This is a genomic window from Collinsella sp. CLA-ER-H6 (assembly GCF_040092305.1).
Classification (GTDB): domain Bacteria; phylum Actinomycetota; class Coriobacteriia; order Coriobacteriales; family Coriobacteriaceae; genus Collinsella.
Genome location: NZ_JBBNLS010000023.1, coordinates 1 through 25366 on the forward strand (window position 1 = coordinate 1; position 25366 = coordinate 25366).

Consider the following 25366-nt stretch of genomic DNA (forward strand, 5'->3'; position numbering starts at 1 on the left):
CGCCCTGCGCGTCCGTCTGGTAGCCCGTCAGCATGGCCCCCGTCCGGGCGTCGAAGCAGTAGGGCACGCCGCCGACGGAAACGGGGCCGCGCGCCAGCGCGCCGGAGCCAGTCGCGTAGTACCAGGTACCGCCGTCGAGGACCCACCCGGTCGCCATCGCGCCGGACGAATTAAACCAGTACAGGGAGCCGTTGCACTCGTGAAGGCCGGTGGCCATTACACCGCCCGCGTCGGGGTCGAGCCAGTACCAGGAGCCGCCGGTGTAAAGCCAGCCAGTCGAGGCGATACCGTCAGCGAACCAGTACCAGGAGCCGTCGACGAGGCCCCAGCCGTTAAGGGGACCGCAGCTGCCGAAGTAGCGGCGGACGCCCTGCGCGTCCGTCTGGTAGCCCGTCAGCATGGCCCCCGTCCGGGCGTCGAAGCAGTAGGGCACGCCGCCGACGGAAACGGGGCCGCGCGCCAGCGCGCCGGAGCCAGTCGCGTAGTACCAGGTACCGCCGTCGAGGACCCACCCGGTCGCCATCGCGCCGGACGAATTAAACCAGTACAGGGAGCCGTTGCACTCGTGAAGGCCGGTGGCCATTACACCGCCCGCGTCGGGGTCGAGCCAATACCAGGCTCCGCCCTGGCGCAACCATCCGGTATACGCTTTGCCGTCAGAGGTTGCGTAATACCAAGTGCCCTCTTTTAACTGCCAGTAATAAAGAGAGACATCAACATACGCGTAATTCATATCAACGTTTCCGCTAATACCAGAAACTTTTCCGCGGCTTGTATACTGCCAAAAGCTGTAACTGCCGGTATAGTGACATTGGGAGTTGTATTGAGCAATCCAATGATCCCAAGAACCGCTCTTAAATACAGGGTCGGTCAATATATTGTTAAACCAATTTAGGTTTGCATAAATGCCTGGCTTATATCCAGCACTAGAAATCTTATTACAGAATGTCTGAGCTCTAGATGCAATTCCGGATTGACGACCATCTGCAATAATTGTCTTGTCCTCAAGATCGTAATACACCGGTAGCCTAGGATTGTGCCCCGATAGGCAGTCAATCACCATGGACGCCTCATCGGCTGCCTGTTGATTATCAAAAGCATATGAATAGACATAGACGCCGTAGGGAATTCCGAGTCGCTCGCACTCAGAAATATTTCGATTAAATTGATAGTCAATTCGACCGCCGAAAGACGGAGCGCCAAACCCAACGCGCAGAATAGCGAAATCGATGCCAGAAGCTTTAACTGCGTCCCAATCAATACGCCCTTGGTGCTCGCTGACGTCAATGCCCTGAGCTGTAACCCCATCGGGAAGAGTGTCCATAGACAATAAAGCTATTCCGTCTTCTTCGGAAGAAGCATCATCTGAAACTAATTGTCCACCCTCATAACGCCAAGAATTCTCAACCAGAGTCTGAGCAGCCCCTGCATCCGCAGGGCATACAAACATAGAAACGGGCGCAAGGAGCATCAGCACCAACAATGCCGAAAACAACTTAAAATGTTTGTTCATGTAAACCTCGTCATTCGCTCTTGATTGCGTCTAGCTTACAGCATAGCTATGAAAGATTCCCGAACATCTAACAGGACAAGATGCCATCTAGGACAATAAATAGTTGGGCGCAATGCTGCAAAGAAAAGAAGAACTTACCGGCAGGGTTGAACCCGCAGGCTCATTGCCCCCTCCTCTTGCCCCCAAGAATACCGACTTCAAATAAACTTTCAAACCAGATGTCAAAAAAGGTAGGGGGCCCAGAGAGTCCCCTACAACTCGGAATTCTAACGAATCAGTATTACTTTCGATGGGCCCAAAGCGGTCAAACCGGAGATGCGATTTCCATAACCATCACTATGCCAGAACAAATTTTCGCTCGGCGAATTGCCCCAGAAAAAGCCAATGTGGCTATCGTCCGCATATGGGTTGTAAGGATTAAAGAACACAATGTCCCCCTTACGAGCCAAACCACTACGCAGTAACTCATCAATAGAATTGAAATAAGTCACGTTCGCGCACGTATCGATAGCGTAGCCGTACCAACGATAAGCGTTTACGCAGCCGCCCCTTCCGGGACCTCCACTCCAAGGGGAATGACTCTGCTCGGCGGCAATGGGAGCTAAATTCCCGCCCGCTTTCATATATGCATGCGATACAAATCCGCCGCAGTTCATACCGGTATACCCGTCCCAACGAGGATCACCCTTTGGATACATACATGTTTCTTGGCTAAGATGCGTATCATAGCGTGTTCCACGGTAATAGCCGTCGTTTTCGTGGCTCATAAGCCAATTGACCAGACTGGACCTATTGACCCCCAAAACAGAACCAGACGTATTCAACCATGCACCACTTGCATTGAAGTAGTAGTCAACGCCATCGATTTTCAGCCACCCATTAGCAAACATGGCGCCCGATGGCTGGAGCCAGTACCACGTACCGCCGTCATTAAGCCATCCAGTTTTCATCTTGAATGTGGAAGGATCCATCCAATACCACGCACCGTTGACATATTGCCAACCAGACTTAAGGACACCATTGGAAGATGCGTAGTACCAAGTATTGTCGTTTTCGTCAGAAGCGTCATTCGGCATAATCCAACCAGATGCCACATTAACGACACCGTTTGCGTCCGCATAGAAAACCGCGTCTCCAATATGAATTGTACCTGGCAATGAAGACAAGTCGGCACGATCAGCGATTACGGGAGATCCATCAGATGAAGCAGGCAACGGCTCGCTCAGCGCTCCAGACGAATTCGCCCATGACATACCGTCGCTCAAGTTAATCCAGCACGAAGATGCCATCGCACCGGAATCATAAGAATAATAGCGCGTGTCGCCTACCGTATATTCACCAGTACGCATTGCGCCGGATACATCATCAAGGTAATACCAGGCGCTTCCGGACTTTATCCATCGCCCTCGTTGAATAGCTCCGTTTGATGCGGCGTAATACCAAGTATCATCAGCAAGTGCCCAGCCTGTTGCCATGGCACCTGAACTCGTAAGGAAATAGGAGGTTGTACCCACTCGCACAAAGCCCGTGAGCATAATATGGCTTCCTGGATCCAGGTAATACCAAGAATTCCCTAGAAGCAACCAACCTCCATGCAGCAAGCCGTTGGAGTCAGCGTAATACCAGTTGTTGTCAATAAGCGCCCACTGGGAGGAGAGCATGGCCCCCGATCCGTTAAAGATATAAGGGGTTCCATTGCATGCATTCAGCCCGGTGGCCATAGAACCGTCCGCAGGATCAAGCCAATACCAACGGCCCCCATCCGAGAGCCAGCCCTTTACCAGGGCGCCAGAGCCGGAGAAATAATGCCAAACGGAAGCATCAAGATGCCATCCGATAAGCATTGCGCCAGAAGAGGAGAATCCATACGTGGCTCCCCCGATCTGCAGCATCGAGTCGTGGACCATCTTGCCTTCATCATCCAGCCAATACCAGTTGTTGCCGTCTGAAAGCCAGCCTTTTAACATGGCGCCAGAACCGGAGAAATAACGCCAAGCAGAAGTGGAGCCCGTAGAATCTAGGTACCAGCCGACACGCATTGCACCCGAAGAGGAGAATCCATAAGTCGCACCCCCGACTTGAACCAACCCATCCTGAGCCATTCGACCTTCGTCGTCGAACCAATACCAGCTACCGTTTATATGTCTCCAAGAAGAAACAGCGACTGTTCCGTCAGACAAGCCCCAACGCCAAAAACCAGCCCCCTCTTCGGGCGATATCCATCCTTGATGCCAAATAATTTGATTCGAAACCTCAGAAGAGACCTCATTATCCACCTGAGAGTTCTGCTCAACGGCGAAGGCCGATTCGCGCTGAACATCAACACCTGACTCGACAGAAGCAATGGCAACGTTAGATGCGGGACCTTCGTCAATGTTATTCGAATCAAGGGCGTATAACATCGAAGGCGAACCCAAAAGGAGCCCAAAAGAAATGAGGCCCGAAAAAGCCAGCACTCCGAATGACCATTTCTTCATAGCAGCACAGCATCCAATCACGCAGCGGCCCCGTCGCTTCAGGGCAACGGGGCCTCAATCAAAACTAGCCCAGTATTGTACTAGCCAATTTGCTGGCAGTTTTTGCACTCTCGTGAAGCGCCACGCCTCTGGGCCTCCTGGATAGAGATCTGCGAATAGCCCTTTGCGTCCTTGCCAACGGTACGGCATTTATGCGTATGGTAAACATGGCTACCGCTCTTGTACCAAACTAAACCGTAGCCCGGAATCCACTTGCCGTCCTCGCCGACATAGTAGGAGCCAACCCAGGCATTCGTAGCCATGGCACCGGAAGACCGGAGGTAGTAGTCGCCGACCCAGGCGTCGTGGGCCATAGCGCCGGAACCGCTAAAGTAGTACCAGGCGCCGCCGACCTGACGCCAGCCGGTGGCCATCGCGCCGGAATCGTCGAACCAGTACCAAACTCCACCAACGTTAGCCCAAGAGTTAGAGGCCATAGCGCCCGAACCTCCGAGCCAATACCACGTGCCGCCATTGCTGAGCCAGCCGGTTGCCATGGCGCCCGAACCGCTCGCATAGTACCAAGAGCCGCCTGCCAAGAACCACCCAGTGGCCATTGTACCGGAGTCGCCGAACCAGTACCAGGAGCCGCCGAGGCTGCGCCAGCTGTTAGCGACCATGGCGCCCGAGCCGTCGAGGTAGTACCACGTACCGCCGATGTTGAGCCAGCCAGTGGCCATCGCACCGGAAGCGTTGGCGTAGTACCACGTCCCCGAAACGTTGATCCAGCCGGTCAGCATGACACCATACTCGTCGAAATAATACCAAGTTCCACCGATATTATGCCAACCGGTCAGCAGTTCGCCACTGGAGGTCGCATAGAACCACTTTCCATAGATGGAGTCATAGAGCCAGCCGCTATGCTGCATGCGGCCATCGGCGTTGGCACCAGGGGTGTTCAGGAAGTAGTTCTTGCCGTCAATCTGAACTCGGCCGTATGCCATATCATGGCTTTCGGGGTAGAAGTAATACTTGTCCCCACCGATAGACTGCCAGCCCGACACCGCGATCCCGTCAGCGCCAAAATAGTACCAAACAGCTTCGTATTCGTTATGCCACTGGTTCGTGACCATGGCGCCAGTTTCGGGATCGAAATAGCGAAGGTTGCCGTCCTCGCACCGAACGAGTCCAGTCTTCGGACGACCGTCGGAACACCATTCCGTAATCGGTCCACCGCCTCCGCCACCGCCAGCAATATCAGCAAATGAGGGCGCCGGGGCAACCGTCATGCAGGCAGCGGCAAATGCAACAACTCCCAGCACTGTTAGTCCGTGCCATCTTTCTCGAAGGTTTTTCATACGACATCCTTTTTCCGAGATTTAAGGCTCTCTTAAGTTATTTTTAAACTATCAATTCAGTATTTCAACGGGAAATCGATAAAAGGTGTCTTTGTGACTGCAATTTAAATATGAGTCGCCACACCTCAACCGTTACGCTAAATAGCTTCTAAGGCAAACTTAGCGCATGAACGAACTGATTAAACGAGTGAACTGATTAATAAAGCAACAAAATACAAACCTTGGTCATCAATCACATCTACCGCGGGCCGATAACGCCCGCCTAATGTGCTGCGATATAATCAATCTCACTAAATGCCAAATCAGCAAGCCGAAGGAGCTAACGTGCTAACAATTCACTATGGTGATATGGAAAACGTTATCTACAACACGTCGGTTTACTTCGATAACGTCTATTCGCCCCAGTGGTTTCAAGACTCCTTTGCCCAAAGAGTCATTAAATCCATCGATAAAGGCACCGTGGTAGGCCCCAATGCAATCGATACCAAGATTCTAGGCGTCATTCCTCCCGAGAAACTATCCAGCGGCACCAAAACACTACTGCTTATGTACTTTATGCCGCAGAATATATATAACGCCTCAAATTGCGGTGATAATTGCGCCTACTGGATTCTGAGGATCGCCGCGCAAAAGGATCTAACAATCAATCTCTACCATTTAATGGATTTCGGAAACGGCAAATTCACGGCTGCCATTGCGAACACAGGCGATGTCGTTCACACGATGTTTGACCTTGTCCCCATAGCTGGAAAATGCCTAAGGGAGAACTCCTGATGCGCGGATCATACAAGGTAACTATTCAAAATAACCGGGTTCAGTTTAAACTGACCATCAATCGAAATCTGACCATCATCCAAGGCAACAGTGCTACAGGCAAGACAACTTTGCTTGAAATGGTGGCAGCTCACGAAGATCTTGGGGCACAAAGCGGCGTAACAGTAAGTTGCAAAGTGCCCTGTAAAACAATATCTGGAAAATATTGGCGCAGAGATCTCCAAGAAATTTCCAGCAGTATTGTTTTTATTGATGAGGGCAATACTTTTGTTCGATCAAGAGAATTTGCCCATGAAGCAAAACGTAGCTCAAACTACTACGTAATCGTCGCCAGAGAGTCACTGCGTCAACTGCCCTATAGCGTTGATGAAATCTACGGTCTTAAGAACACCAACCGAACCACAACGAAGTATCCCGTTTACTCTCGTGTCTACACCTCTACATATCGTATTTACGGTGATACTGATTTTAGAGGCGAGAGGCCCGAGCTTGTCATCGTCGAGGACACAAATTCGGGCTACGAATTCTTCAGTTTGCTATGCAAAAAGAGCAGCATTAAGTGCATCAGCGCGGGAGGAAAATCAAACATTTGCAACTGCATTATGGACGCACCGGAAAACGACATCCTCGTGATTGCCGACGGCGCCGCCTTTGGACCAGAAATTGCGGAAGCAGCTGCTCTATTGCGCCGAAAGAACATCAAGCTATTCCTACCGGAATCGTTTGAATGGCTCGTGTTGAAGTCGGGATTATTCAACAGCAAACACATTAAGGACATGCTGCTTAACCCCGCTGAACATATCGAAAGCTCAAAGTTCTTTAGCTGGGAGAAGTTCTTTACTGCAGAACTCATCGAATGCTCACGAGACACACGTTTTCGATATGACAAGAGCTGCTTGAACGAGGAGTACTTGAACCCCACCGCTCTTGCGGCTCTTGAAGATACTTTGCCGGAACTTGGCATTACTTCGCACTAAAACGAGAAGTACTCACTGTCGGAGGATAGGTTTGGTCCGAGCCACGGGTCGCCATCGAGGAAGAACTCAGGCCAGCGCCGCATGAACAGTGCCTGCTCGCGCTTCCAGCGGCGCAGCTTTTCCTCGTTGGCCTCTTCCCTACCGCGCGAGGTGAACTCGTAGTGATACAGCTCGGCATAGGGCGTAAAGATGGTGCGGTAGCCGGCCTCCCACACGCGAAGGCAAAAGTCTGCGTCGTTAAAGCCGACGGCGAATTCCTCGTTATAGCCTCCGACCTGCTCAAATACGTCGCGTCGCACCATCTGGCAGGCGCCCGTTACGGCGCTAAAGTTGCCCGGGCGCACAGCACGGGCAAGATAGCCCTCGCGCTTTGCCGAGAAGTCCTGGTTGGCATGGGCAAGTGCGCCGCGCACGCCAACCAAAATGCCAGCGTGTTGAACAAGATGATCGGCAAAGTAGAGTTTGGCGCCCACCACGCCCGCATCGGGACGCTGCAGATAGCTCATCATCTCTTCGATAAAGTCCGGGCTTATAACCTCGGTATCGTTGTTGAGCAGCAGCAGGTAGACGCCCTTAGCGTGCTCCACACCAAAATTGATGATCTGAGAGTAATTGAACTCGCCCGACCAGTACACAACGCGCGCGATGCCCTTGCCTTCTGATGCTGAAGCCACGCGTTCCGGCAGGGTTTCGTAATACGCAAACGTATCCGGGGCTTCGCTGCTGTTCTCCACCAAGACGATCTCATAGTTGGCATACGTGGCCTTCTGGGCAATCGACATCACACAGGCATCGAGCGTCTCAACGTGGTCCTTGGTGGGAATCACAATGCTCACCAGCGGCGCAGGCTCCGGCAGCGCATAGCGCATGCGATAGACAAACGGCGTCTCGGTCTCCTCGACCGTTCCGCAAATGCCCAGCTCGTTAAAGTGACGCTGCAGCGCAAGGCGCCCGGCTTCAATAGCATACGGCTTGCTATCGGCAGAGCCATCGGCGGTCGACCCCGGATGAACGCGCCAGTGATACAGCACGTGCGCAACATGCTCAAACCGTGCGCCCGCCGAAAGGCAGCGAAGCGTCAGGTCGTAGTCCTGGGCACCCGCGACATCTTCTGGCGACATGCCAATGTGATCGATTAGCGCCTTCTCCACCATCAGGAAATGCGTCACGCAGTTATGGCTATAGAGCAGGTCGACGTTGATCTGCGTCTTAAAGACCGGCTGGCCCCACTCTCCTACTTTCTGGAACATGTCCTCGTCGCAGAACAGGACTTGGGGACGCTCGCCCTCGGCCGCCTTATTCAGCGCGGCAACATAGTGGAATAGCGCGTCCGGTTCCAAGATGTCATCGTGGTCCAAGAACGCGATGTAGTCGCCCGTCGCTTGCTCAATACCTGCGTTGGTGTTGAGCACAATGCCGCCGTTGCCAGGCAGCTCAATACGACGAACCCGCTCGTCATTGGCGGCAGCCGCAAGATTGACCACCGCATCCCATTCGGGCGAGGCGTCCATAAGCAGCAATTCCCAGTTGTCATAGCTCTGGGCTAGCACCGAGTCCAGCAGCTCGCGCAGGTAGACCCGATCAGTTTTATAGCACGGCACCACAATGCTCACGAGAGGTCTATAGGCAAAGGCCGCCGAAGCGACACGCTGGCACGCCAAATCGCCCGGCTTTGCGCGATGCTGCTCAAACCAACGTCGATAGGCTGCGTCGTCCGCACGCGCGTCCTTCATGCGGTTCCAACTGTCATCGACCATGCCGTTGTACAGGCGACCATCCATGGCGCAAAACCCGCTCTGGATCTGCTCTGTGGGATCGCTCACAATCGTGACAAAATCTCGTATATCCTGAGGCATCTCAACGCTCAGATACGTTTTATTGACGCGGCATCCGTCCTGCTGCGGCACATCGACCTGCGATTCAAACACATGCACGGTGACATCGATGGCATTCATATGCGTATCGAAAATCTGGAGCTCAGGTGTGCACTGGAGGTCTCCATCCCAGGTAACCTCATAGCGCCACACCGCGCCGGCGTCTGCCGGTAAATAACGAACAGCATCGATCTCATAGCGACCGCAGCACTCGCCGCGCTGTGCATCGCGAACGAGTGCACACATCGCAGGCTTTGCTTTGTAGTTAATCTTGGATTCCAGCTTGGCCACGCAGCTATCGAGGCGAATGGAGCCAAGCTTTTGGCCACCGGACACAAATGCAGCGTCGATCGCAGAGCCATCCAAAAACGGAAGCACCAAGACGGCAAGCTCGCGCTCGTAATCGGCAACGGAAGGGCAAAGCGCCAGCACACGGCCATGATCGACCGGAAGCACTAGCGACGGCACACAAGAACCGCTCGTCGTCGCATGGGCAAACGACCGAGAACCCTCCCGCTCAATAAGCGCGGCGACATCCTGACCGGCAAAACGAAGCAGCACAAATAGACGGCCCTGACTGCGGCAAAGCGCCAAACGCTTGATACTCATCTACACCTCTCGCTTTCCCAGGGCGTTCGCTGCCATGCGTTTGCAGGCACCCAGGCGCCCAAACCTCAAGACGTCGTAATCGAACATGAGCTTTTTGCACTCGCGGGCATTGGGGGTCTTGCTGGTAAGCGCCGCACGCACCATAACAGCAACAGAAGGAGCGCATTGTGCGAGCGCAGCAACGCTGCCCACGGCAGAGCCGGCGAGCGCCGTGACAACGGCAGCAAACACCTTGCCGCAGTCCGAACCCAGCAACCTGAGCGCATCGTACAGCACCAGATCGCAGAGGAAGTACGCCAGGTCATCGGCATGCTGAGCATCGAGACCGTCGCGCCGCCAGTCAGCCAGCACCGCGGAGTAAATCTTCACGTGCTCCAGCAGACGTGTCTCGTCGTCGTAGCGCATGGTGTCCATGAGCGAACCCTTGCGCGCCACGCGGTAGTCATACAGCTTGTTCGAGATAAGCGCGGTCTTGTGCGAACGACCGTACACGGCAAAATCGAAGACCTGGTCCTCGCCGTACTTAACGGTTTCGTCGAACACGATCCCGTTGCCCAGCAAAAACTCACGCTTGCAGACGGTGCGCCATGCAAAGGGGCGAGATGCTTCCTTAAACAGCAAGTCAGAGTTATAGCCTTCAAACGACACATCGCGCGGGCTCAGCACATAGTTAAGCCACGGATACCCCGCCTCCAGCGGATACGGGTTCGCGCCAAAGGTCAAAACGTCGCAGCCTTCGCGCTCAAAGGCATCTACGATCACACGGCACGCATCGGGCGTAAATCGGTCGTCGGAATCCAAGAACGCGACGATAGGCGCCGTGGACGCGGCGATGCCTGCATTACGTGCACTCGACAGGCCGCCGTTGAGCTTATCGACCAGCGTAAAGCGCGCGTCCTTTTCGCAATAGGCAGCCGCAATATCGCGCGAACCGTCCGGCGAGCCATCGTTAACCAGCACGCCTTCCCAATCGGGCATGTCCTGCGCAAGCAGGGAGTCCAAGCACCAGGCCAGACACTCCTCCACTTTATAGATGGGAACGACAACGGAAATCTTGGGGGTAGCCATAGTCACTCGCTCCTACTGTGCGGCCGGAACGTCATCGGGGTGCGGGTTGTCGCCGTAGGTGCGCTGATACGTCAGCACGCGCTTGACCAGCGGCAGGCCGCCAATCTTAAAGTAATGCTTAAACGTATTGAGCTTGCCCGGCTTCTTAAAGTCAAAGCGCGAATCGATATAGGCGCGGGGCGACTTGACCATCAGGCGCAAATCGGTCTCGCCGCGTGGATCAAACAGCGACAGGTCAAAGCGACCGGCATCCCAGTCGGCCTTGAGCTCGGGTGAAGCCTTCTCCCAAAACTGCCCACGCAGCTCATCGACCAGACGCTCATCATTCCAACGGTACGTATCGACCTTCATGCGCATTAAAATGCCCTGGAGCTGAGCCTTGAGCTCGGGACGATCGTCCAAAAAGCGCTGCATCTCGGCATATTCGTCGCAAACGCAAAACACCTTGTTGGGCGAATTAACGGAGCTCTTCTCGTTATCTTGGCGATAGCACAAAATGGGGTCCGCAATAAACGCGGCGCGCTCGGCGCAAGCCCAAACCTTAAAGTTAAAGCCTGCATCCTGATACGAGGCACCCGGCGTGGGAAGGAACCGAATCTGATTGTCGTTGAGGAACTCGCGCCGATAGATAGCCGACCAAATGGAAGGTTTGCGGTAGAAGATGCCCGGGCGATCGACAGGGCGATACGCGGCGCCCGTCATATGCTCGTCGATGATCCCAAACAGCTCACGGCGCTCGCTGGGCGTGGACCAATACAGGTAAAAGTCGCCCTTCACCACATCGGCATGCTCAGCATCGGCCTTGGCGACCAGCTTTTGGAGCGAATCCTCAAACATAAAGTCGTCGGACTCAAGGATGCCCACGTACTCGCCGCGCGCCATCTCCAGGCCGCGGTTCATCGAGTCACCGTAGCCGCTGTTGGCCTTGTCGATCATCTTTACACGGGAGTCGCGCTCCATGTACTCGCGGATGATATCTGGCGAGCTATCGGTTGAGCCGTCATTGATACAGATAATCTCGATGTCCTTGAGCGTCTGCGCAACGGCGGAATCGAGGCACTCGCGCAGGTAGCGCTCAACATTGCAGATGGGAACAAGCAGCGAAACTTTAGGGGTATCAGAGTTCTGCAAGAGAACCTCCTGTTGGATAGCGTGTAACAGGGTTATTTTAGCAGCCGAGTTGCGGCGGGCGGCAGCGCTTGGAATTAGATAAAGCGCTCCAGGCAGGCTTTGAGACCGCGAGTCGAAAGATAGAACAGCGTGGCGTCTGCCATCGAAACGCCCGAGGTCGCCGCAACGAGCTTCTGGGCAACACGGCAAACGGCGCCCTTAGCAGGCATATCCGCCCACTCCGTTCCCAAAAACGTCGTAAGGTCCATGTTGACGCGAGCCACCACGTGATGGAAGTCATCGGCATCCAAGCGCGCCAGGTCGAACACAATTAGGTCCAAAAACCAAGTTATCAGCTCGCCGGGGCACAGGTCCAAAAGACCGTAGGCCGCCCAGTCCTCCAAGACCTCCTCGAGCATCCTCATGTGGGCGTCAAGCTTTTTGGCGCGAGCCTCGGCACTGTTGAACTCGTGCGTCGCCGATTCACTCTCCATCACGTAGTGGTAGAACTTGTCCGGCATGACGACGGTCTTGCGGGCAAGCGCATAAGCCGCAAATTGGAAGACGACGTCCTCGCCCAAAGCCAAACCGGGGGCGAAGCGAATACCTTCGCGATTGAGCAGCTCGCGCGAAAAAGCCGCGCGGCAGGCATAGGGCTGCGCATTCGAATGGAACAGCAGTTGGGGATCACGGGCGCCGAAGGTACCAGCTTTGGGGCTCATGAGTTGCTGGATGCGTTTGGGGGCAGCATCAGCAGGTTCACAGACGCCGCCAAAGACGGCGGCCTCGGCATCTGCAGACTCCATGGCATGCAGCACGCGCTTGACCGTCTGGGCATCGATGTAATCGTCGGCGTCCACAAAAAAGACGGTCTCACCCTCGGCGGCATCGATACCGGCATTTCGAGCGCATGAGACGCCCGCGTTTTCCTGGTCAATCACCAGTACGCGATCGTCGGCCTGCGCGATCTGGCGCAACACGTTCAACGAATCATCAGTCGAACCGTCGTTGACGCAGACAACCTGAATCGAGCGCTCGGACTGGGCCAACAGCGAATCGAGGCATCGCTGAATGGAGCGCGCAGAGTTGTAAACGGGGACGACAATGGTAGCTTTAGGACACGAGGCCTCTCCCATGCCGACCTACCCCCTCAGCGATTCGATGAGGAAGGCGGCAACCACGCCTGGGCCTCCAACCGAGGCGTAATACTTAGCACGCCCCAAGGCACCATCCGTCGCAAAACTCGGATGCTCGTCAACCCAGCCCTCAGGATCTTTGAGGATGGCAGCGAGATTTGCGCGCTTCCACGGCTTGAGGTCGTCAAGCGAAAAGTCCCCGGCGTCCAAGGCCGCCTGAAATTCCTTGGCCATCTGCACCAGGAACTCCTTATAGAACTTGGGCGCCAGGCGCACGTAGTTCCACATGTACGAATCGTACTTAATGAGCTGATTGAACTTGAGCATGCGCGCGACGTCATCACTTGCGTGGTCGCGGGCATAATCCTCTCGAATCCAACGCTCAATCTCGGCATACTCGGAATTGACGCAAAAGACCTTAGCCGAAGAATTGACCGAGGAACTCTCGTTGTCCTGGCGATACGACAACACGGCATCATGCAGGTAAACAGCCTTATCGGCACACGCGATCACCTTAAAGGCGAATGACGTGTCCTGAAAGGATGCCCCCGGAGTCGGCAGGAACTTAATGCCGTTGCGCTCAAGAAAATCACGACGGTACACGGCCGACCAAATCGACGGCTTTTGCTTAAAGAACTGCGTCGTATCGCTCGGGTGCACCGGCTTGCCGCAATCCTGAGGTCTAAACATCTCGTGCAGTGAACGGCGCTCCTCGGGCTTAGACCAGTAGAAATCAAAGTTCGCCTTCGCAAAGTCGGCATTATTGCTATCGGCGGCCGAGACAAGCTTTTCGAGTGCGTCGGACGCCATAAAGTCATCGGACTCCAAGATGCCAACGTACTTGCCACGCGCCATCTCCAGGCCGTGGTTCATCGAGTCGCCGTAGCCGCTGTTGGCCTTGTCGATCATCTTGACGCGCCTATCGCGCTCCATATACTCGCGGATAATCGCCGGCGAGTTGTCGGTCGACCCGTCGTTAATGCAGATGATCTCAATATCCTTGAGCGTCTGCGCCAGGGCGGAATCGAGGCACTCGCGCAGGTAGCGCTGAACATTGTAAATGGGAATAAGCAGCGACAGAACAGGGCTGCCAGAGACGTTAGTAGACAAATGTGCTCCTTAGGAAATACCTGTCGTTTCATGGTATCAAAGGGTCAGCGCGCCAGCGGGCGTTTATATAATCTATGGAGCCTCTTGCGGGCAAAGCAGCCCCACGTCATGCGGCGGGCCCATGGCAGGTTCCTGCGTTTTATTCAAAGCTTGCCGCTAAGGTGCGCCGAGCCTTTACAATAGGACAGTCCCAAGGACGTATTCGATAGCTTCCGTGCAGCGCTCGCCCGCCGCGCGTGAAAGGATATATTGCCCCATGCCTTCAACCCTTCCCGCTCCCATCGATAAGCTCGCCATCGTCGTCGTTACGTACAAGCGCCAGGAACTCCTGGCCAACTTGTTCGACTCTATGACCGAGCTCACGGCAACGCCCTGGCGCATCGTGATTGTCGATAACGAGAATTCGCGCGAGACCGAGGCCATGTGCACCGCATTCAACGAGCGCCTGGCCAACCTGTGGGGCATCGACACCGAGCAGCCCGACGCGCAGGGCGGCACCGACCGTGTCATCTACGCCCCGCAGCTCGAAAACGGCGGCGGTGCGGGCGGCTTCTCCGCCGGCACTAAATGCGCCTACGACCTGGGCGCCCAGTGGTTCTGGGTGATGGACGACGACGTGCTCGTCATCCCCGAAGGCATCAAGCGTCTTGCCAAGTGGACCGACCGCTACGATGTCATCCAGGGTTCGCGCCTGGACTTTGACGGCGGCGCCTTCTTTTGGCAGTACCAACTCATCCTTTCGCTCGGCATTCCCAACCCTGTCGCCAAGTGGGACTTGGGACCCGAGGGCTACCGCGCCATGAACCAGCTGTGCTTTGAGGGCGGCATGTTCTCACGCCGCGTAGTCGACAAGATCGGCCTGCCCGATGCGCGCTTCTTTATCTACGGCGACGATGCCTGCTACGGCTACGTAGCCAGCCAACACTTCCCCGCCGCCGTGGTCGCCGACGTGGTGCTCAAGCGCGCCCGCGCCGTCTCTAACTGGGATATCGCCGGCAAGCGCCAGCTCAACTCTACGAGCGACACCAACCGTTACTACATCATGCGCAACCGCGGTTATCTGGCCCGCTACATGCAGATTTACGGCGACTATCACCCCGTGCTGTTCCGTCTGGGCAACGTCGCGACCTTCTGCAAGGAGTTCATTCGCCTGGCCGCGGTCGACAAGTGCTTTAAGACCGGTATTCCGGCGCTACGCCGTGGCATGAAGGACGCACGCAAGATCATCAAGGACCCCGACTGGAAGCCCATGCCGCCCATGAAGGACACCGAGTAACGGAAGCCGGAAACACCTCGGCGCTTAAAGCCGCTGGCACACCGTAGCCACATGCTGCCCATCAAAACCGAACCCCCAGCGCATGCGACCCACGCCGGGGCGCGGTACACGGATTTCGTCGATGCCGCCGCGCTCTATGTCGAGTAGCGACTGCACGGCCAGCAATTCCAGACCCAGCGCATCCACATCGGGGTCATACATCAAGTTAATCGTTATCAGCGGGCGCTCGTCCAGCATGCCAATCGTGTCTGCTACGTCAAACACAGCACCCGTAGGGAAAACTTGGATGTCCCAGCGATCCGTGCCGCACTTTCGCCTCGAGGCAGGATTGGCATAGCCCGGCAATCCAAAGCAGAGCCCCTGCAAGAGCAGGTGATATGACAGCGACGCATCTGGGTCGGTCGCACCGATTCCCGCATCTCCCAGGATGCGGTCTAGCGCCTGTCTCACCGCACCCTCTTCCCCACGGCACAACCCGTCTCGAAACGCATCGACGTCTCGAACGTCCTCGGCAGCACACTCAAACCACTCAATAATCACCAGACGCAAGGCCTGGCGAAGCTCATTATTGGGCAACCGCAGAGCACGGAGACGACCACCATGCTCCGGCTCCTCAATCATATCCGTCGTCAGGAAACCGGACAGATACAGCGCCGTCCACATGCCATCGTCAGGCGAGACATCTGGCTCTGCAGCGCCCAAACAAAGCGGGACCTCAGCGCACCCATGGGCCTCGAGCAAATCAAAGAAGACCGAAAGGCGGTCGAGATTCCACCCGGCAACTACCCTACTCAGGCAATCGGCATATCCATACAGATCGGCACGCACAGGCGCCGTGCAGCCTCGGTCCAGAAAACCGATCACACGCTCTGGACTCGAGCAATAGGCCCTGCCAAACCGATACCCCTCGAGCCATTCACGCGAATCATCAAGGTATTCCTCGCGCCCAGCATGATTCAACAGAGCCTGGACCTCGGCATCCGAAAAGCCGAACCAACGGTCACACCAGGTCGAAAGCGGCGTCGTCAGACAATACGAGCAGCCATGCAAAGAAAGCGCCACTTCAGCAGGACGGGGACACTCACCCATCAGACACGTCAGCCGCAACGAATCGCCCCCAGTGGCAATGGCCTCGAAAAGCACGCGATCAAATAGATCCGCCGGATCGGCGCCGGAAGCGCCCCTTGCGCTCGCACGGCCCAACCACGCCGCGTCGCACCCATCAACGAGCAATACAACTTGCTCATCGCAGGCAATCTCCAGCAACTCAATGAGCACGCCAAGCACCGAGGCGACCTCGTCCTCGCTCGCCGCGCCACGCGCAACACGTTCGATGTGACGCACCTTATCTCGAGCTAAATCCGGGGCCTCCAAGAGCGCCAACAAGCGAGCGCACTCGCCCGAAAGGGCATCGCGCACGACGCCGGCAACAGCGGCGCCACGCCTCGCAGCGCCAGAAAAGTCCAGCGATATCACCGGATAGCAAGCGTACTCATCCCGATAACGCCCGCCGTCCGCATCCCAAATCTGAGCATCGGCAAACGAGCTCCGACCGGCGCGACCGACCGCAGGACGCTCCAGAAAAGCCCTGAGCATCGACAAGTTCATGCTCTTGCCAAAACCCTCGGGTCGACAGCACACCACAACGGACGCGTCGCAGTCCAACATATCGGCAATAAACATGGTCTTGTCAACCAGCATGCAGCAACCAAGGGCCTCCGCATAGTCGTGCATGCCAATGGGCAAAGCCGCATCGTCGGCACAGCCGATCAAACGCACGCCAAAGCCGGCATCACAACCATTATTCGCCTGTTCAGGCACCAAAACGTTCCCCCCTAAATCGCAGCACGACGCCAATTGTAATGACCGCATCGCATGTACCGATGTCACCGCGCAAACATATCGGGCAACGGTAGCAACAAGAGGTGTGAGGGGGCATAACTAATCGTTGCAAAACAAAACGGGGCCCGACGCATTCGCACCGGACCCCGTCCCGATTCTTTAGTTATCTGGCAACCGAGAGGCTACTCCTCCGAGCCGTCCTCCCCAGAAGCTTTCTTCTGCTGATCGAGCTTATGCTTACCACTTACGATAGACGTAGCGCCCAGTGTGGCCAAGCTTGCACTGGCAAGGCTCGCCATAACGATAAGGTCGCCCGTCTTGGGCATGTTACCGCCAGATGACTTGGTCGTTGTAGTCGTCGTGGTTGTAGTGGTCACCGTCTTGGAGTCATTTTGCTCTTGGTTCTGGTTGTCGGTGTTGCCCTTGCCGCCGTCCTCGCCCTGCTGCTTTCCGTCCTCGGTCTTGTCCTTGTTCTTGTCCTTCTCCTCAGATTCAGACTTCTTGTCCTCGTCCTTCTTCTGAGCGGACTTGTCGTCCTTCTCATCAGAGCTAGAACCCTTATCGGATTCAACCTTCTCGGAAGCCTTATCCTTGGAGTCGCCCTTTGCGGCTTCGGTCTTTTCCGTGGAAGCCTGATCAGAGTTGTCCTTGTTCTGGGCCGAGCCGTTATTGACGCCAGCCATCAGCGAAGAACCCAGCGTAGAACCAAGCTGCTCGGAGAAAGAAGGCTTCTTGTCCGGCGAAGCAACGGGAGCGTCCGGCGCCTTATTCGAGTCGTCCTTGGAAGCATCGGAATCAGGGGTTGCGTCAGAGCCAGAGCCGTTGTTAGAGCCGGTGTCAACGGACGAATCGCTCGAGCCGGTGGATGAGTTAGAGGTGTCAGCGTCGGTCGAACCAGAAGCGTCGCTGTCCGTATTGCCGGCAGAGCTTGAAGACGAATCGCCCGCAGCAGAGCCGTTCGAATTGGAGCCGTTCGAGGTAGAGCCGTCGTTGGTAGTGCCACCAGCAGAGCCATTACCGTCAGCATCGGTCGAGGGCGCATCCATCCTGTCATCGTTGGCATCGTCACTCGAGTCGTCATTCGAATCAGGTGTCGGCGAGGGCGCCGGTGTAGGCTCGGGCTGCACGGGCGTCGCAGCGGCAGCGGCCTCGTCCTCGGCAATATAAACCAAACAGTCCTTCAGCTCATTCTTATAACGATTCTTCCAGCCCTCATGATACTGGGGCTGACTTGAAAACTTGGTGGCAACATTGTTGACCACGCTATTGGAGAGCGCCGTCACAAACTCGCGGTCGGACATATCGTTGGAAAGATTCGCCCAGCGGAAAAAATCCCTGCAGCCACCGGTGCCGCACATGTTGGTAATGCTCCACACCATGCCCTTGACGCAATCGGCACGGCCCGAAATATCAATGCCCAGGCCGCTCTTGAGCCACGCCTCGGTCACTGCGTAGTAAGAGTTGTACGCATAGGCGTCCTGAAGTGCCGAGAACTCGACAGGATCGATGTTGTAAGCACCCTGGAAAGCCTCTTGCGCGATACGACCCAGCTCGGTAAATTGGCCGTTCTCGTACATGGCATTGCTCGCGTTGGAAATCTCGCTGCCGCGATCAATCGCATCTTTGAGCATGCCGTACTTGGCAGAATCGTAGTTGTAAACCTGCTTCATAAACGGAATGAGCGACCAGCGGCGATCAAACTGATAGTAGCCCAGTGCGTTATAGCCGTCACCATACGAAAATCCCTGGTTGTAGTTGCCATGGCTCTCGTACTTGGTAAAGTACTTCATCTCGGGAGTCACGTTGACAAACGAAACACCCTGGACCGACCTCAGCACGCCCGAGAAGGACTGCTGGGTGTAGAGACCCTTATCGATATCGGTGGCATCCGAGGCAACGCCCGGCATGGGCTCCTCGGCAGCGGCGGGTGCCGGCGCGGAAACGGCACCAAACGAAAGCGCCAGCGTCAGGCCCGCGACAATCGCAGAATGCTTGGGCTGCATAAGATCCTCCCTGCATTGGTGTAGTTAAAGTTCAGTTTGCAAAGATAAAAATCAGTATTGCAGCTCGCCCGTTGTTACACAACAACCCCTCGGTAAACGGCAACAACCCTCCGCGAAATCTTAAGGAATTGCGCTCAACCTACAGCTTAATGTCAAAGTTGATTTCGGGGACGGCGGCCAGGTCGGCCAACGTCACGCCGTCGACGTACTTTTCGATCACGTCGTCCAGGCCGCGCCAGAACTTGACGGTCGAGCACAAATCGCTGCGGGTGCAGCTGTTGTCGATGCCATCGCACGCCACCGGAGCCGTGCTGCCCTCGACGGCGCGCAGGATGTCGCCAGCACGCACCTCGGCGGGGTCCTTGGCCATCATGTAGCCACCGCCTTTGCCACGCACGCTCTTAAGCAGGCCCGCCTTCATAAGCGGACGAACCAGCTGTTCCAGATACTTTTGTGAGATATGCTCGCGGTCGGCGACCTCGCGCAGGGCGATCTTGCCCTCGGCGTCGCCCAGCGCCGCGATATAGATCATCAGCCGGAGGGCATAGCGGCCCTTGGAAGAAATGAGCATACCTACCCTCCCATCGCATCTGGGACAACATAACCAGGTTTGTTTGTCCCAAATCTTAAGTAAATGGGACAAACACAACAGGTTATTTTGTCCCAGAATTTGAAAAGTCGAGTGGATTAGTCGGGTTTTCCCTTGACTAACGCCGAACCCATAGTAACTTTATTCCGAGAAGATTCCTAGGGTTTAGTACACCTATGAGTACACCATATACAGAGAGGGACAGCATGAGCGCAAATCCGCTGCTTTCCATCGAGGGTCTGACCGCCTCCGTGGACGAGAAGACCATCCTCCACAACGTCAACCTCAACGTCGCCGCCGGCGAGACCCACGTGCTGATGGGACCCAACGGCGCCGGCAAGTCCACCCTCGGCCACCTGGTCATGGGCGACCCCGTTTACACGGTCAACGACGGCCGCATCGTCTTTGACGGCCAGGACATCACCGAGCTCACCACCGACAAACGTTCGCGCGCCGGCCTGTTCCTGAGCTTCCAGGCCCCGGTCGAGATCCCGGGCGTGCCGCTGTCGAGCTTTTTGCGCGCCAGCATCGCCGGCCGCCCCGGCCTGGAGATGAAGGGCAAGGAGTTCCGCCGTCGCGTCAAGGAGCTCGCGGCCGAGCTCAACATGGACACTGCTTACCTCAACCGCGAGCTGGGCGTGGGCTTCTCGGGCGGCGAGAAAAAGAAGGTCGAGATGCTCCAGCTTCTGCTGCTGCAGCCCAAGCTCGCCATCCTGGACGAGACCGACTCGGGTCTGGACGTCGACGCCCTTTCCACCGTTAGCCACGGCATGGACGCCTACCGCAAGAGCTGTGACGGCTCCATGCTCATCATCACGCACAACACGCGCATCCTGGAGCACCTGGATGTCGACCGCGTCCACGTTATGGTCAAGGGCCATATCGTGCGCGAGGACGACGCCTCGCTCATCCCCTGGATCGACAAGAACGGCTTTGAGACCTTCGAGCGCGAGGCCGCCGAGCAGCGCGCCCAGGCCGAGGCCGCCACTGCCGAGCAGCAGGCGTAAAGGGGCGACGCAATGACCAAGAACCGCACCGAGGTCGCGGACATCGACCGCAGCCTCTACGACTTCACCTATGGCGAGGAGGGATTCGAGCGCCTCGACGCCGGTATCACGCCCGACATCGTGCGCGAGATCAGCGCCAAGAAGGACGAGCCGCAGTGGATGCTCGACCTGCGCCTCAAGTCCCTCGAGATCTTTAACCGCTTCCCGGATCCGACGTGGGGTCCCTCCATCGAGGGCCTGGACATGGACAACATCGTCACCTACGTCAAGCCCAACACCGAACAAAAGCACGACTGGGAGTCGGTGCCCGACGACATCAAGAACACCTTTGAGCGCCTGGGCATCCCCGAGGCCGAGCGCAGCTATCTGGCGGGCGTCGGCGCGCAGTACGACTCCGAGCTCGTCTACCACAACATGCAGGACACCGCATCCAAGATGGGCATCGTCTACTCCGGCATCGAGGAGGCCCTGCACGACCCGCAGTGGGAGCCGCTCATCCACGAGAAGTTTATGACGCTCATCCCGCCTACCGACCACAAGTTTGCGGCCCTGCACGGTGCCGTGTGGTCGGGCGGCTCGTTTGTCTACGTGCCCAAGGGCACCAAGCTCGACTTCCCGCTGCAAAGCTACTTCCGCCTCAACGCCAAGGGCGCCGGCCAGTTTGAGCACACGCTCATCATCGTCGAGGACGACGCCGACCTGCACTTTATCGAGGGCTGCTCCGCGCCCAAGTACAACGTGGCAAACCTCCACGCCGGCGCCGTCGAGCTCTTTGTGGGCAAGCGCGCACACCTGCGCTACTCGACCATCGAGAACTGGTCCAAGAACATGTACAACCTCAACACCAAGCGTGCGCGCGTGGACGAGGACGGCGACATCGAGTGGATCAGCGGCTCCTTCGGCAGCCACGTGGGCTACCTCTACCCCATGAGCGTGCTCAACGGCCGCCGCGCCCGCTCGAGCTTTACCGGCATCACCTTTGCCGGCGCCGGCCAGAACCTCGATACCGGTTGCAAAGTCGTGCTCAACGCGCCCGAGACCTCGGCAACCGTCGAGACCAAGGGCATCTCCAAGAGCGGAGGCATCCAGACCTTCCGCAGCTCCATCGTGGCCACGCCCAAGGCGGAGGGTTCCAAGGCAACCGTGAGCTGCCAGTCGCTGATGCTCGACGACCAGAGCCGCTCCGACACCATCCCCGCCATGGATATCCGCGCCAAGAACGTCGACATCGGCCACGAGGCCACCATCGGCCGCATCGGCGACGACAAGGTGTTCTACCTGATGAGCCGCGGTATCTCGGAGGAAGAAGCCCGTACCATGATCGTCAACGGCTTTGCCAACCCGGTTTCCAAGGAGCTGCCGCTGGAGTACGCCGTCGAGATGAACAACCTGATCAAGCTCGAGATGGAAGGAGCGATCGGATAATGAAACAGACCACGAACACCGCTGCTACCACCCTTGAGCAGGTCAATTCGATGCCGGCTGCCACTTGGGGTTGGCTCAAGATGAACCAGACCAAGCTCGAGCTCTCTGACGAGCTTGCCGCCGCTCCCGCCGAGGCCGTTGAGGCTGAGGGCTTGGAAGAGCAGTTTGCTGGCGTGGCAGACGCGTTCGACGCCGCCATGGACGCCATGGCCGAGCGCTTCCCCGAGCGCCGCGCCTCCGCCCCTGGCGATGCCGCCGACCGCGCCCGCATCACGCCCGAGACCGAGCTTGACGTGCCCGCCACCTCCATCTACCAGGCCGGTGCCATCAAGCTCGAGGAGGAGCTCTCCCCTGCTGAAGCCTTCGAGACCGGCATGGGCGAGGCTGCCTACACCTACTTGGCCGACCACGCCACCAAGCGCATCCTCATCGATGTGCCCGCATACCAGCACGCCACGGTTACCGTGCGCGTGAGTGGCGTCGACACTGCCACGGCCATCGCCGCCATCGATGTCGTCGCCCGTCCGCAGGCAACGCTCGACCTACGCATAGCCCTGGACTCCCCCGTTGCCGGCCAAGGCGTCGTGGGCTCCGTGCTACGCGCGTGCGCCCACGAGTACGCCACCGTCAACGTGACCTGCACGCAGACGCTCGACGATAGCTGGATCGCGCTCGACGACACCGGCCTGTTCCTGGACGAGGGTGCGCGCGTCAACGTGCAGCACACCGTCCTGGGTGCCGGCGCCAGCGCCACCGGCCTTGCCGGCGACCTGCTGGGCGATACCGCCAAGGTCACCATCGATACTGACTACCTGGGCGCCCGCGAGCAGGTGCGCGACTTTAACTACGAGCTGCGCCACCGCGGTCGCAAGACCGAGTGCGAGATCGACGCCAACGGCGTACTGACCGGCACGTCCAAGAAGGTCTACCGCGGCACCATCGACCTCGTGCACGGCTGCAAGGGTGCAACCGGCACCGAGCGCGAGACGGTGCTTTTGGCCAACAAGGGCGTCGACAACAAGACCGTTCCCGTCATTCTCTGCGACGAGGACGACGTCGCCGGCAACCACGGCGCTACCATCGGCCACGTCCGCGACGAGCAGCTGTTCTATCTCGCCTGCCGCGGCCTTGACCAAAATGCCGCCGAGGACCTGTTCATCCGCGCCAAGCTGGAGGACGCCGCGCTTTCCGCGACCGACGAGCGCACCCGCGCCGCCGTCGTCCGCTTGGGCAACAACCTGATCGACAACTTTGAAGAGGAGCTCGCATGATCGACACCGAGCACGTTAAATGCGATACCTGCACTGCCCCCGAGCCCATGGAGCTCGACGCCAGCGACGAGGCTTCGCGCGGCTGGCCCACCGTAGACATCGAGACCAACCCCTACAAGGCGCATTTCCCGCTCTTCCAGCAGCACCCCGAGATCGCCTTCCTCGATAGCGCCGCCACCGCGCAGCGCCCTGCCTGTGTGCTCGACGCCGAGCGCGACTTCTATCAGCGCATGAACGCCAACCCCCTGCGCGGCCTGTACTCGCTGTCCGTCGAGGCCACCGAGGCCATCGCGAAGGTGCGCCAGCAGATTGCCAACCTCATCGGCGCCCCCCGGGCCAACGAGGTCGTCTTCACCCGCAACACGAGCGAGTCGCTCAACCTGGTCGCCAAGAGCTTTGCGCCAACGGTGCTCGAGCCCGGTGACGAGGTCGTCATTACCATCATGGAGCACCACTCCAACCTGATTCCGTGGCAGCAGGTCTGCCGCGAGACCGGCGCCAAGCTCGTCTACCTCTACCCCACCAAGACCGGCCAGCTCACCACCGAGGAAGTTCTTGCCAAGGTTGGTCCCAAGACCAAGATCCTGGCCGTGGGCCAGGTCTCCAACGTGCTGGGCGTCGAGAACCCGGTCAAGAACCTCGGCAAACTCGTGCACAAGTACGGCGGCTACCTGGTCGTCGACGGTGCGCAGTCGCTGCCGCACATGCCGGTCGATGTGGCCGACCTGGGAGCCGACTTCTTTGCCTTTAGCGCACACAAGGCCATGGGCCCTATGGGCATCGGCGTGCTGTGGGGCAAGATGGACCTGCTCAACGCCATGCCGCCCATGCTCACCGGCGGCGAAATGATCGACTCTGTCACCGAGCAGGACGCCGTCTGGGCGCCCGTTCCCGAGAAATTCGAGGCCGGCACACAGGACGCCGCCGGCATCTTCGCCACGGGTGCGGCACTCGACTACCTGGTCAACACGGTGGGTTACGAGAACATCCAGGCACGCGAGCAGGCACTCGTCCACTACCTGATGGGCGAGCTCATGCAGCTCGACTTTGTCCAGATCATCGGCTCCATCTATTGGGACAACCACCACGGCGTTGTGAGCTTTAACGTCAAGGGCATCCACCCGCACGACGTCGCGAGCATCATGGACATGGACGGCGTGTGCATCCGTGCCGGCCACCACTGCGCGCAGCCGCTACTCACCTGGCTGGGCGTCGAGAACCTCGCCTGCTGCCGCGCCAGCGTGGCCTTCTACAACGACAAGGCCGACATCGACAAGTTCATCGCCGGCCTGCATCACGTTTGGAGCACGTTCAATGGGTAATCTGTACACCTCTACCACATTTATGGAGCATAACTCGCACCCCGACTATAAGTACGAGATGGATGCTCCCACACACGAGCACGACGGCATCAACCCCAGCTGCGGCGACGAGCTCACCTTGCAGCTGCGCGTCGAGAGCGGCGTGATCGAGGAGGCCTCCTTTACCGGCCACGGCTGCGCCATCAGTCAGGCCAGTGCCGACATCATGGCCGACCTCATCACCGGCGAGACCGTCGAGGAAGCGCGTCGCTTGGCAGGGCTCTTCCTCGCCATGATCCGCGGCGAACAGCTCTCCGAGGAGGACCTGGAAGATCTGGACGAGGCCGCCCAGCTCCAGGACATCTCGCACATGCCCGCCCGCGTCAAATGCGCCGAGCTCGCCTGGCGCACCCTCGACGGCATGCTCGAGGGGCAAACAAACCAGTAGTTTATGCCCCGAATCCAAGGTTTTTGATTGCCGAGCCGCCCGATACGGGCGGCTCTGTTTTTACCTAATGAGCGCGAACGCACAAAGTCCGCGCGTCCGGCGCCCCGTCTGACATTTGCCACACAGCCAGACGCGAGCACGGGCGTTTTCCACAGCACCAAAGGCCTGCGGCAGGGCCCCGGGCCCGCCAAGCAATGCGCCAAGCCCCGTTCTGCGAAG

Annotated in this window: 18 protein-coding genes and 1 pseudogene; 8 read left to right on the forward strand and 11 right to left on the reverse strand. The window is 57.5% G+C overall.

Annotated features, from left to right (window positions below):
* The 3 genes and pseudogenes from AAAX77_RS09155 to AAAX77_RS09165 all read right to left on the reverse strand — a co-directional run.
* A pseudogene (locus AAAX77_RS09155) lies at nucleotides 1-733 on the reverse strand (hypothetical protein); the annotation flags it as partial.
* 1046 nt (nucleotides 734-1779) lie between these two features.
* A complete protein-coding gene (locus AAAX77_RS09160) occupies nucleotides 1780-3990 on the reverse strand; it encodes a hypothetical protein (RefSeq protein ID WP_349105940.1) in 2211 nt (736 codons plus the stop codon).
* A gap of 80 nt (nucleotides 3991-4070) precedes the next feature.
* Complete coding sequence (locus AAAX77_RS09165; protein ID WP_349105941.1) at nucleotides 4071-5291, reverse strand: hypothetical protein; 1221 nt, start codon at nucleotides 5289-5291, stop codon at nucleotides 4071-4073.
* 360 nt (nucleotides 5292-5651) lie between these two features.
* Between AAAX77_RS09165 and AAAX77_RS09170 the strand changes: the two genes are divergently transcribed.
* A complete protein-coding gene (locus tag AAAX77_RS09170; RefSeq protein WP_035138642.1) occupies nucleotides 5652-6101 on the forward strand; it encodes a DUF4869 domain-containing protein in 450 nt (149 codons plus the stop codon).
* Nucleotides 6101-7078 carry a translation initiation factor 2 gene (locus AAAX77_RS09175; protein ID WP_161194746.1) on the forward strand — a complete coding sequence of 326 codons (978 nt, stop codon included), beginning with the start codon at nucleotides 6101-6103 and terminating at the stop codon, nucleotides 7076-7078. Before AAAX77_RS09170 ends, AAAX77_RS09175 begins: the two co-directional genes overlap by 1 nt.
* Here AAAX77_RS09175 and AAAX77_RS09180 read toward each other — a convergent pair.
* The 5 genes from AAAX77_RS09180 to AAAX77_RS09200 all read right to left on the reverse strand — a co-directional run bounded on the left by AAAX77_RS09180 (nucleotide 7075) and on the right by AAAX77_RS09200 (nucleotide 13985).
* Entirely contained in the window at nucleotides 7075-9561 is a 2487-nt protein-coding gene (locus AAAX77_RS09180; RefSeq protein WP_349105943.1) for a glycosyltransferase family 2 protein, read from the reverse strand. The genes AAAX77_RS09175 and AAAX77_RS09180 overlap by 4 nt on opposite strands.
* Nucleotides 9562-10629, reverse strand: a complete 1068-nt coding sequence (locus AAAX77_RS09185) for a glycosyltransferase (RefSeq protein ID WP_349105946.1) — start codon at nucleotides 10627-10629, stop codon at nucleotides 9562-9564. It abuts the gene before it with no gap.
* A gap of 12 nt (nucleotides 10630-10641) precedes the next feature.
* The gene (locus tag AAAX77_RS09190) at nucleotides 10642-11760 is read right to left on the reverse strand and encodes a glycosyltransferase family 2 protein (protein ID WP_349105947.1); all 1119 of its coding nucleotides are present in this window, start codon (nucleotides 11758-11760) and stop codon (nucleotides 10642-10644) included.
* Nucleotides 11761-11834: 74 nt separating this feature from the next.
* On the reverse strand, nucleotides 11835-12875 hold the full coding sequence (locus tag AAAX77_RS09195) for a glycosyltransferase family 2 protein (protein ID WP_260698889.1): 1041 nt from the start codon (nucleotides 12873-12875) through the stop codon (nucleotides 11835-11837).
* A 6-nt stretch (nucleotides 12876-12881) separates the two neighbouring features.
* Complete coding sequence (locus AAAX77_RS09200; protein ID WP_349105949.1) at nucleotides 12882-13985, reverse strand: glycosyltransferase; 1104 nt, start codon at nucleotides 13983-13985, stop codon at nucleotides 12882-12884.
* A gap of 256 nt (nucleotides 13986-14241) precedes the next feature.
* On the opposite strand from AAAX77_RS09200, the gene AAAX77_RS09205 reads away from it, so the two are divergent.
* Nucleotides 14242-15261, forward strand: coding sequence for a glycosyltransferase (locus tag AAAX77_RS09205; RefSeq protein ID WP_349105952.1), 1020 nt, complete (start codon nucleotides 14242-14244; stop codon nucleotides 15259-15261).
* Between the two features lie 24 nt (nucleotides 15262-15285).
* Here the strand turns inward: AAAX77_RS09205 and AAAX77_RS09210 are convergent, their stop codons facing one another.
* From AAAX77_RS09210 to AAAX77_RS09220, 3 genes are all read right to left on the reverse strand, one after another.
* Entirely contained in the window at nucleotides 15286-17082 is a 1797-nt protein-coding gene (locus AAAX77_RS09210; RefSeq protein ID WP_349105953.1) for an AAA family ATPase, read from the reverse strand.
* Nucleotides 17083-17285: 203 nt separating this feature from the next.
* A complete protein-coding gene (locus tag AAAX77_RS09215; RefSeq protein WP_349105955.1) occupies nucleotides 17286-19106 on the reverse strand; it encodes a hypothetical protein in 1821 nt (606 codons plus the stop codon).
* A 139-nt stretch (nucleotides 19107-19245) separates the two neighbouring features.
* Nucleotides 19246-19677: an Rrf2 family transcriptional regulator gene (locus tag AAAX77_RS09220; protein ID WP_055310594.1), complete on the reverse strand. Its 432-nt coding sequence runs from the start codon at nucleotides 19675-19677 to the stop codon at nucleotides 19246-19248.
* Between the two features lie 224 nt (nucleotides 19678-19901).
* On the opposite strand from AAAX77_RS09220, the gene sufC reads away from it, so the two are divergent.
* The 5 genes from sufC to sufU are packed head-to-tail and all read left to right on the forward strand — an operon-like array spanning nucleotide 19902 to nucleotide 25147.
* The gene (sufC, locus tag AAAX77_RS09225; protein WP_349105957.1) at nucleotides 19902-20702 is read left to right on the forward strand and encodes a Fe-S cluster assembly ATPase SufC; all 801 of its coding nucleotides are present in this window, start codon (nucleotides 19902-19904) and stop codon (nucleotides 20700-20702) included.
* Nucleotides 20703-20714: 12 nt separating this feature from the next.
* Entirely contained in the window at nucleotides 20715-22127 is a 1413-nt protein-coding gene (sufB, locus tag AAAX77_RS09230) for a Fe-S cluster assembly protein SufB (protein ID WP_349105959.1), read from the forward strand.
* Nucleotides 22127-23398, forward strand: a complete 1272-nt coding sequence (locus tag AAAX77_RS09235) for a SufD family Fe-S cluster assembly protein (protein WP_349105961.1) — start codon at nucleotides 22127-22129, stop codon at nucleotides 23396-23398. The genes sufB and AAAX77_RS09235 overlap by 1 nt, the downstream gene beginning before the upstream one ends.
* Nucleotides 23395-24720 (forward strand): SufS family cysteine desulfurase, encoded by a 1326-nt coding sequence (locus tag AAAX77_RS09240; protein WP_349105962.1) that lies wholly within the window; start codon nucleotides 23395-23397, stop codon nucleotides 24718-24720. The genes AAAX77_RS09235 and AAAX77_RS09240 overlap by 4 nt, the downstream gene beginning before the upstream one ends.
* Entirely contained in the window at nucleotides 24713-25147 is a 435-nt protein-coding gene (gene sufU, locus AAAX77_RS09245) for a Fe-S cluster assembly sulfur transfer protein SufU (RefSeq protein ID WP_349105964.1), read from the forward strand. The genes AAAX77_RS09240 and sufU overlap by 8 nt, the downstream gene beginning before the upstream one ends.
* Nucleotides 25148-25366: the final 219 nt, after the last annotated feature.